At 76.4% G+C, this 8762-nt stretch carries 9 protein-coding genes; 5 read left to right on the top strand and 4 right to left on the bottom strand.

What is annotated here, in order from left to right:
• Positions 1 to 457: hypothetical protein (locus tag PAI11_RS10750; protein ID WP_211656583.1), on the top strand; the 457-nt coding region annotated here is incomplete at its 5' end.
• A gap of 147 nt (positions 458 to 604) precedes the next feature.
• On the top strand, positions 605 to 1876 hold the full coding sequence (locus PAI11_RS10745) for a hypothetical protein (RefSeq protein WP_040599845.1): 1272 nt from the start codon (positions 605 to 607) through the stop codon (positions 1874 to 1876).
• A 224-nt stretch (positions 1877 to 2100) separates the two neighbouring features.
• Here PAI11_RS10745 and PAI11_RS10740 read toward each other — a convergent pair whose 3' ends face one another.
• Positions 2101 to 2955: an undecaprenyl-diphosphate phosphatase gene (locus PAI11_RS10740; RefSeq protein WP_007574261.1), complete on the bottom strand. Its 855-nt coding sequence runs from the start codon at positions 2953 to 2955 to the stop codon at positions 2101 to 2103.
• A gap of 151 nt (positions 2956 to 3106) precedes the next feature.
• Here PAI11_RS10740 and PAI11_RS10735 point away from each other — a divergent pair, with 151 nt between their 5' ends.
• On the top strand, positions 3107 to 4141 hold the full coding sequence (locus PAI11_RS10735; RefSeq protein WP_138974231.1) for a hypothetical protein: 1035 nt from the start codon (positions 3107 to 3109) through the stop codon (positions 4139 to 4141).
• A gap of 258 nt (positions 4142 to 4399) precedes the next feature.
• On the top strand, positions 4400 to 5041 hold the full coding sequence (locus tag PAI11_RS10730; RefSeq protein ID WP_007574256.1) for a gamma-glutamylcyclotransferase family protein: 642 nt from the start codon (positions 4400 to 4402) through the stop codon (positions 5039 to 5041).
• A 208-nt stretch (positions 5042 to 5249) separates the two neighbouring features.
• Here the strand turns inward: PAI11_RS10730 and PAI11_RS10725 are convergent, their stop codons facing one another.
• Together PAI11_RS10725 and PAI11_RS10720 are read right to left on the bottom strand one after the other, a co-directional pair.
• On the bottom strand, positions 5250 to 5957 hold the full coding sequence (locus tag PAI11_RS10725) for an MIP/aquaporin family protein (protein ID WP_007574254.1): 708 nt from the start codon (positions 5955 to 5957) through the stop codon (positions 5250 to 5252).
• Positions 5958 to 6063: 106 nt separating this feature from the next.
• Entirely contained in the window at positions 6064 to 6498 is a 435-nt protein-coding gene (locus tag PAI11_RS10720; RefSeq protein WP_007574252.1) for a PaaI family thioesterase, read from the bottom strand.
• A gap of 218 nt (positions 6499 to 6716) precedes the next feature.
• On the opposite strand from PAI11_RS10720, the gene PAI11_RS24255 reads away from it, so the two are divergent.
• Entirely contained in the window at positions 6717 to 7523 is an 807-nt protein-coding gene (locus tag PAI11_RS24255; protein ID WP_007574250.1) for a DUF4097 family beta strand repeat-containing protein, read from the top strand.
• Positions 7524 to 7529: 6 nt separating this feature from the next.
• Here the strand turns inward: PAI11_RS24255 and PAI11_RS10710 are convergent.
• Positions 7530 to 8762, bottom strand: a 1233-nt coding sequence (locus PAI11_RS10710; protein WP_050897206.1) for an aminotransferase class I/II-fold pyridoxal phosphate-dependent enzyme, incomplete at its 5' end; no start/stop codon positions are given.

The following is an 8762-nucleotide window of genomic DNA, read 5'->3' as shown; positions in this document are numbered from 1 at the left end:
GGGCGGGGGAGGGATGCCGCCGTGGCGGACGATGGCCGACGCCGCGATCCAGCGCGGCAAGGCCGCCGAGGCGGCGCACGTCGAGGCGGCGACGGCCGCCGCCGAGCAGCTGCCCGACCGCGAGCGCAAGCGGGCCGAGCGCGAGGCCAGGGAGGACGGCCGCCGCGCCGCCCGCCGCGAGCGGACGATCGCGCTCGACCTGGCGCTGCGCGTCTGCGGCCTCTGGTTCCGCGACGTGGCGAGCCTCGCGATCGGTGCCGCCGAGCACGTCCACCACGTCGATCGCGTCGACGCGCTGCGCGAGGACGCGGCGCGGCTGCCGGATCCGCATCGCGCCCTGCGCTGCGTGGAGCTGGTCGACGAGACCCGCCGCAGCCTGACCCTCAACGCCAGCGAGGAGCTGCAGCTGGACGCGCTCTGCGTGCGGCTGCAGGCCGCGCTGGGGGCGCGCCGCTGAGCGTCGCCCGCCGTCGACGGCGGGATCCGGAAGCAGCGCCGATGCGTCAGGATCGCGAGCAAGCGGCCAGCGGACCCCGCAGTCCGGGCCGCCGCTACCGCGGGTAGGCTGAGCGTTTCCGCGTGACTGCTCGCGCGGCTCGGGGAGATGCGGCGGATCCTGCGAGACACCTGGAGTTGGCGTGGCGGTCTGGCCCTCGACGAGCTGGAGTACGAGCCCGTGCCCGTCGACGCCCGCGGCGGGCCGGTCACCGAGCCGGCGGCCCGGCACTGGCCGCTGCTGGTCTCCTCGACCGACACCGTCGCGCTGCTGCACGCCCGCGACGCGCCACGTGACGTGATCCTGGGCGTGGCCGGGCTGCACATGCTGCTGATCGATCGGACCGGCGGCTACCACGCGATCCTGCCGCGGCGGATGCCGGAGGTCGAGCGGCGCTACGACGAGCTGCGCGGCGACGAGCCGGTGGTCGCCGTCGAGGAGGCGATCGACGCGATGGTCGAGGTCGGGGCGCTCGAGCGGAGCCCGTCGCGGCTCGTCATCCTGCGGCCCCCGGCGCCGACCCCGTCCGACCTCCACGTCGCCCGGATCCGGATGGACGAGGCCGAGGAGCTGCCGGAGGTCTGGCCGATGTCGCGGCGCCTGCAGCGGCTGGCGTGGCGGGTCGGGCCCGAGGGCTTCGCCGGGCAGCGGTTCCGCGAGCTGGCCAGCTTCGGGCGGCTGCGGGCGACGATCGCCGATCCCGACCCGCTGTTCTCCGACCAGGACGGCCTGTACCACGTCGGGCCGGCCGCGCTGCCGCCGCTGTCGACGGCGCTCAACGTCGGCAGCGACGGTCCCCATGGCGCGCGGGGCTGGATCTCCGCCCATCACCTGCGCTTCGTCAGCCCGCCCGGCGTCGGCAGCCCGATCCTGCTGGCCGCCTACGAGGCGGCGGCGCTGCTGCTGGGCGGCGGCGTCGGCGCCAATGCGGTCCGCCGCGCCGCACGCGCGACCGGGCTCTGGCTGGTGCTGCTCGAGCACGTCGACGGGCGAGCGGGCGCCTTCGACACGACGGTCGCCGGGTTGACGGCCGAGTTCGCCCCGCTGCTGCGGCTGGCGGCGGGTGGCGACCACCGCTCGACCGTGACCGCGCTGCTGGCCGACCTGGAGCGGGCGGGGCTGGTGCGGACCGAGCGGCCCTCGCGCAAGACGCTCCGCGTGCACGTGCTGCCGGTCAGGGCGCCGGACGACGAGCGGACGACGAGCTTCCTGCGGCAGTGGTCCGCGTGGCGGATGAGCGGGGGCGAGTCCGCGGCCGGGCTCGACGAGCTCGTGGTGCTGGCGGAACGGCACCTGCGCGACCGGGTGCGCAGGACCTGGGTCGACCTGCTGGAGGCCCGGCGGGTGCGGGTCGAGGTGCGGCCGCCGGACGACGCCTGACGGGGCTCGCCGGGGTCTGCCGGGCCGCGAATATGGGGTGAAACAGCCTGAAACGCCCCACACGAGCGGTGATAGCGTCGGGCAGCACGAGGCCGTCCGCGTCCCCCGCCCGGTCGGGCGCCTCGCGAGCAGGACCGATCCCGCCGATCGCACCGGCGCGCCCGACGCCAACGCCCCGCCGCCCGCCCCCCGGTGGCGGCGGGGCGGGCGTCCGCGGTCGGACGCTAGATCGACGAGGCGGCGTTCGGATCGACCGCGCCGGTCGCGATCAGGACCAGCAGCAGGATGCCGAGCGCCACCCGGTAGACGACGAACGGCGCGAAGCTGCGGGTGGTGATGAAGCGCATCAGCCAGGCGATGACCGAGAACCCGACGGCGAACGAGATCACCGCGGCGAGGATCGTCGGGCCCCACGAGGGCGTGTTCGCCCCGCCGATGTCCTTGAGCTCGTAGAGGCCCGACGCCAGCACCGCCGGAACCGCCAGCAGGAACGCGTAGCGGGCCGCGGCCTCGCGCTTGTAGCCGAGCAGCAGGCCGGCGGTGATCGTGCCGCCCGAGCGCGAGACGCCGGGAATCAGGGCCAGCGCCTGGGCGAAGCCGTAGAGGAGGCCGTCGCGGGGCGTCAGCTCGTCGAGCGGGCGCCGGTTGCGGGCGACGATGTCGGCGAACCCGAGCAGCAGGCCGAAGACGATCAGGGTCGCCGCGATCAGGTGCAGGTCGCGGAAGGCGGTCTTGATCGAGTCCTGGAGCAGGATCCCCAGCAGGCCGATCGGGATCGTGCCGATGATGATCAGCCAGCCCATCCGCGCGTCCGTGTCGGTGGCCCAGTCGCGGCGGATGCCCGCGGCCCCGCCCCGCAGCGACCGCCCCCAGGCGCTGAGGATCCGCGCGATGTCGTAGCGGAAGTAGAGCAGGACGGCCAGCTCCGTCCCGATCTGGATCACGGCCGTGAACGCCGCGCCGGGATCCTCCCAGCCGCTGATGCCCGCGGTGATCCGCAGGTGGGCGCTGGAGGAGACCGGCAGGAACTCCGTGAGGCCCTGCACGAGGCCGTAGACGACCGCCTGGAACGCATCCATAGAGCGCGGGAGGGTATCGACGCACCGCTAAAGGGACGATGAGACGCCGAGGTTGGCGGGTCGGCGTCGGTCGGGCGCGGCGCTCCCGCGTGCCGATCGTCACCGGACGTTCACGCCCGCGGTCGTCGACCCCGCGACGATGGGGCGCGAGATGGAGGCCGTCCCCTCGGGCGTCTCGGCCGCGATTCCCAGTTCCGCCGCGGTCGACTCCCACACTCCCACCGTCCCGTCGGGGCGGCCCTTCCATCTCCCCCTCCGAATACGGCTCTCGCGGCGGGCCTCGGCGCTGCTGCGGTGGATCGTCCTGGCGGCTGCGATCGGCGGGGTCGCGGCGGTCGTCGCGCTGCGCTGGGGCGACGTCGCGGTCGCGCTCGCGCGGGTCCCCCCGGCGGGCTTCCTCGCGCTGACCGGCGTCCACCTGCTGACGCTGGCCCTGCGCAGCGAGGCGTGGCGCTCCGCCCTGGCGGCGATCGGCGGCGTCGTGCTGCCGCGGCGGGTCGTCCACGGCGCCAACGCGGCGGCCTTCCTGGCCGGCTCGCTGGCCGCCCATCTGGCGCTGCCGGTGCGCGCCGTCGTACTGCGGCGGCTGGCGCCCGAGCGGGCTCCGCGCCCGCTGCAGATCGTCGCCACCGACGCGCCGATCGCGGTCGTGGAGGCGGTCCTCTGCTCGCTGCTGCTGGTCGCGTCGGTGCTCGCCGGCGGCGGCTCGTGGTGGCGGGCGCTGGGAGCGCTGGGGATCGCCGTCGGGCTGGTCGCGCTGGTGCGGTTCCTGTTCGTGCGGCTCGGTCACCGGCCGGCGGCGCGCGGCCTGGCGATCCTCGCCGACCGCGGTCGGCGAGGGCGCTTCGTGCTGCTACTGGGCAGCGTCCAGCTGCTGATGGCCGGACGGGCGATCGCCTCGCTGGCCCTCTGCGGCGTGCCGGTCGCGCTCGCCGACGTCGGCCCCCTGCACGCCGCGCTCGGGGTCCTCGGGCTGCTGCCGATCGGGTTGGCCGCGTCGCCGACCGGGGCCGCCGCCGTCGGCGGAGGGGCGGACGGCGCGGTGCTCGCCGGTGGGCTGGTGATCGCCGCGACCTCGGTCGCCGGGGTCGCCGCCTACGCCGCGATCGTCGCCCTGGTCGACCTGCGGTCGCGGATGGCAGGTCGGCGGGCGGCCGTCGCGGCCGCGAGCCGCGCTCCGGCCTGATCGGCCGAGGGGGCGATGGTCGACCGAGCGGGTGACCGGGTCGGTTGGCGACGGAGCGGCTCGGCGATCGAGCGGGTTGGGGCGATGGCGGGCGTCGACCGGGCCGGTTAGGGCGGTGGCGGGTGGGCGGCGCCCGGCCGACGGCATCCGCCACCGTCCGCCCGCGCCCCGCGCCGCGTCCGGCCCGCGGCCTGTGTCGTGCCTGGCCCCGCCGGTGGCGCGCCGCGGGCCGTCGGCCCGCGCTGCGAGGATCGGCCGGTGCTGCGGGGATACGTGTTCGGGTACGGGTCGCTGGTCGCCGACGCGCTGCCGCTTTCGCTGTCGGTCGGCGACGCGGTCGCGCCGGTCTGGGGCCAGCTCCACGGCCACCGGCGCTCGTGGACGGTGGCGATGCGCAACCGCGAGCGGGTCAACGACCCCAAGCACGTCGTCGAGCAGGCGACCGGCCGCCGTCCCGACGTCTGGGTGACCTACGTGACCCTCGACGCCGACCCGGCCGCGACCGTCAACGGCGTCGCCGTCCCGGTCGACGCGGACCGGCTGGCGGTCTTCGACGCCCGCGAGGTCAACTACGAGCGGATCGAGGTCAGCGCGGCGTTCGTCGCCGACCGTGGCGAGGCGTGGCCGCCGCCGGTTCCGGCGGACGGCGCGCCGCTGCCGGTCTGGGCCTACGTCGCCAGCGCCGCCGGGCGGTCCCGCTACGAGGACGGCCGCCGTCAGGGGCGGGCCGTGGTCCGCGGCGCCTACCGCGAGCGGGTCGAGGCGGCCTTCCGGACGCGCGGCGACGGCGCTTGGCGGGCCTACGAGGCCTCGACGACGCCGCCGGCGGTGCCGACCGTCGACGGCCTGCGGCTGGTCCACGTGCCGCCGCGCGGCGGCGGGGCGGCCCCGACGGGGTAGTAGTCGACCGCCCCCGCCCGATCGCCGCGGCCGGCTGATCGTCGCCTCGCCTCGTCGGCCGCGATGAAAGGGCGATCGTGCGCGCGGAGGCCGGCGGATCGCCGCGTCGCCCTGCCGGCCGCGGCGAGAAGGCGATCCTGCGCACGGAGGCCGGCCGATCGCCACCTCGCCCTACCGGCCGCGGCGAGACGACGATCCGCCGTGGCGGTCAGTCCCGGTCGGGACGGACCGCCTGGTAGGCCAGCGCGCCGACGGCTCCGCCGACGAACGGGCCGACGAGGAAGATCCACCAACCGTCCCAGTGGCCGGCGATCAGGTCCGGGCCGAGCGTCCGGGCCGGGTTGACCGAGGTGCCGGTGACGGCGATCCCGACCAGGTGGATCGCCGCCAGCGTCAGGCCGATCGCCAGCGCCGCGAAGCCCGGCGTGACCCGCCGGTCGGTCGCGACGCTGACGATCACGAACAGGAAGATCGCGGTCAGCACCGCCTCGACCAGCAGGGCCGAGCCGTTGGAGACCCCGGCCGCGGGCGCGTTGTTGCCGAGCTTGTCGGCGTCCGGGAAGACCCCCTTCAGCGCCAGCGCGGCGAGGATCGCCCCGACCAGCTGGGCGCCGATGTAGGCCGGCAGGTCGGAGGCCTTGAAGCGGCCGATGATCGTCAGGGCGACGCTCACCGCCGGGTTCAGGTGGCCGCCGCTGACGTGGCCGACCGCGTAGATCGCGCCGGCGATGCCGAGGCCGAACGCGAGCGCGATGCCCGTGAACTGCAGTGCCCCGGCGTCGCCCGGGACGGCGCCGGTCAGGGCGACCACCGAGCCGCAGCCGAGGAAGACGAGGATGAACGTGCCGATGACCTCGGCGATCGCACGCTTGACGAGCGGTGGGTCGACCGGCTCTGTCGGTTCGATGGTGCTCACTGGTGCCTCCTGGCGGGGGGTTGGGAGGGCACTGACGCTAGCGGGGCCCCGCGGCCGTCCGGAAGTCGATCGAGATGCTGCAAGCGGGCTTGCAGGCAGGCCGCGCTCAGGCGAAGCGGTAGACCGCGGTCGCCCGCGCCACCGGGGCGCCGTCCGGCTCGTCCGCCGGGCGCACGAGGACGTCGCAGAAGCAGGTCCGCCCGGCCCGGTGGGTGACGCTGCCCGTCGCCAGCAGGTCGACCGCCGAAGCGGCCCGCAGGTAGTCGACGTTGAGGCTGACCGTGGCCCCGGCCGGCTTGCGCGGCGGGCTGTCGAACGCCCACGCGGCCGCGACGGCGGCGGTGTCCGCCAGGGCGCCGATCGCCCCGCCGTGGACGACGTCGCCGACGGTGGTCAGCTCGTGCCGGAACGGCAGCCGCAGCACGGCGCGGTCGTCGCCCAGCTCGACCGCCTCGACGCCGAGCAGCTGGGAGAGCGGCGAGTGCTGGAGGAAGGCCGCGATCAGCTCGCGGCCGCTGGGGGTGTCGGCGCTGGTGCTCACGGGCTCTCCGATCGAGGCGGGAGGGCACAGCATCGACCAGATCGCCGCCCGTGCGCGATGACCTCGGAGGTCATGGTCGGCCGTCGGCCCGCGGGCGCCGGGTTGCGGGGGAGAACCCCACCCTCGGCCGGGGGCGGTCCCGGTGGGCGCGGCGCCCGCCGCGACCTAGGCTGGTCGTCGTGGTGACCCCCGCCCCGAGATCGCCTGGAGCTCGATCGATGCCCGATCCCCTGCTGGACCCCGAGACCCGGCCGCGCGGCCTGCCACCGGCGCTGATCGCGATCGGCGTGATCGGCGGGATCGCGATGCTGCTGCTGACGGCGATGCTGCTGGTGCTGCGGTTCACCCGCGAGACCTCGACCGAGGAGCACCGCTACCGCGGCATCTCGGCGCTGACGATCGCCGCCCACGACGGCGACATCGAGCTGGTGACGGCGCCGGCCGGCGCCCCGCTGCGGGTCGAGGAGCGGATCACGAAGGAGATCTGGGCGCCGAAGGTGCACCGCGAGCGGACGGGATCGCGCCTGCGGCTGCGCTCCGAGTGCCCGGCGATGCCGATCGCCTCGTGCGAGATCCGCTTCCGCGTCGAGGTCCCGGCAGGCACCGCGATCGACGTCTCCAGCGATTCCGGGGACGTCGTCGCCCGCGGCCTCCGCAGCGACGTGCCGGTGTCCCTGCGGAGCGACTCCGGCGAGCTGCGCGTCGAGTCGCTGACGGCGCCCGCGCTGCGGCTCGACGCCGACTCCGGCGACGTCCGCGGTGACGAGCTGCGGGTTCCCGACGTCGTCGCGAAGGCCGACTCCGGCGAGGTCGACCTGGCGCTGACGGTCCCGCTCCGGCGGCTCTCGGCGATCGCCGACTCCGGCGACGTGCGGGTCGCGCTGCCCGACGCCGTCTACGCGCTGACCGCCTCGACCGACTCCGGCGACGTCCACGACGACGGCGTCCGGCGGGACCCGCGCTCGTCCCGGCGAGTCGAACTGCGCACCGACAGCGGCGACGTGCGGATCGAGGTCCGCCGCTGACCGCCGCTAGGGCTGCTCGGCCTCGCTGAGGACCTGGGCCAGCGCGGTCGCCAGCCGGGCGTGCATCGCCGGGGTCCGGACGGCGATCCGGATGTAGCGCTCGTCGAGGCCCGCGAAGGTCGTGCAGGGACGGACGGCGATCCCGCGGCCGTGGAGCCCCGCGACCGCGTCGAGGCCGGCCGGGACCCGCGCCAGCAGGAAGTTCGCCTGGCCGTCCCAGACCTGGACCCCGGCGAGCTGGCGCAGCCGCGCCAGCAGGTCGTCGCGGTGGGCGGCGGTGCGGGCGGCGATGCGCTCGCAGGCGTCGGGCCGCTGGGCGTAGGCCCGCAGCAGCTCCAGCGACGGCGTCGGGCAGGTCCACGGCGGACCGGCGTCGCGGACCTGGGCGACGAGCGCGGGATCGCCCAGCAGGTAGCCGGCCCGGGCCCCGGGCACGGACAGGGCCTTGGTCAGGCTGCGCAGCACCACGAGATCGCCGGGGCCGTCGTCGGCGGGCCGCTGGTCGGCGAGGGCGTCGGGCTCGTCGGGCACGAAGTCGGCGAACGCCTCGTCGACCAGCAGCGTCCGTCCGGGGCGCCGCAGCCGCAGGATCGCCTCGCGCGGGTCGAGCACGCCGGTCGGGTTCTCCGGCCGGCCGATCGCCACGAAGTCGCAGTCCTCGGGGACCGCGGAGGGGTCGAGCGCCCAGTCGTCCTTCGCCTCGCGGCGGACCCGGACGATCTCGGCGCCGACGCTGCGCAGCGCGGCCTCCGACTCGGTGAAGCCGGGCACGAGCACCGCGGCGCGCTTGGGACGGACGGCCAGCGCCAGCCGCCAGAAGCCCTCGACGGCGCCGCCCAGCGGCAGCACGCCCTCGGTCGGGCGGCCGTGGCGAGCCGCGAGCGCGGCCGCCGCGGCGTGGTCGTCGGGGTAGCTGCCGGAGGCGTCGAGCCCGGCCTGCAGCGCCTGGCGGGCCCATCCGGGCGGGTCGCCGGCGACCACGTTGACGGCGAAGTCGAGCATCCCGTCGGGGACCATCCGGTCGCCGTGGACCCGCAGCGCGACGAGCCCGGTCTGGGGCGCGGCCAGCGGCTCGGCGGCGGGCACGACCTCGGTCCGGGGGCGGTCGTCGTCTGCGGGGGGCTCGGTCACGGTGCGGCTGGGGGTCGGAGCGGCCGCGGCGGCGGTCGTCGGGGTCGAGGTGGCCGCGGTCGGCGGCGCCGCGGCGGTGGGAGCGGTCGGGGCCGGCGCGGCGCCGTC

Source organism: Patulibacter medicamentivorans, from assembly GCF_000240225.1.
GTDB classification, from domain to species: Bacteria; Actinomycetota; Thermoleophilia; order Solirubrobacterales; family Solirubrobacteraceae; genus Patulibacter; species Patulibacter medicamentivorans.
The sequence above is the reverse complement of the archived record's forward strand: the minus strand, read 5'-3'. Positions and strand labels throughout refer to the sequence as shown.

Coding starts and splice junctions, on each gene's coding strand:
- PAI11_RS10735 (WP_138974231.1), top strand. CDS start 3,107: ATGGAGGCCGTCCCCTCGGGCGTCTCGGCCGCGATTCCCAGTTCCGCC.
- PAI11_RS10740 (WP_007574261.1), bottom strand. CDS start 2,955: ATGGATGCGTTCCAGGCGGTCGTCTACGGCCTCGTGCAGGGCCTCACG.
- PAI11_RS10745 (WP_040599845.1), top strand. CDS start 605: ATGCGGCGGATCCTGCGAGACACCTGGAGTTGGCGTGGCGGTCTGGCC.
- PAI11_RS24255 (WP_007574250.1), top strand. CDS start 6,717: ATGCCCGATCCCCTGCTGGACCCCGAGACCCGGCCGCGCGGCCTGCCA.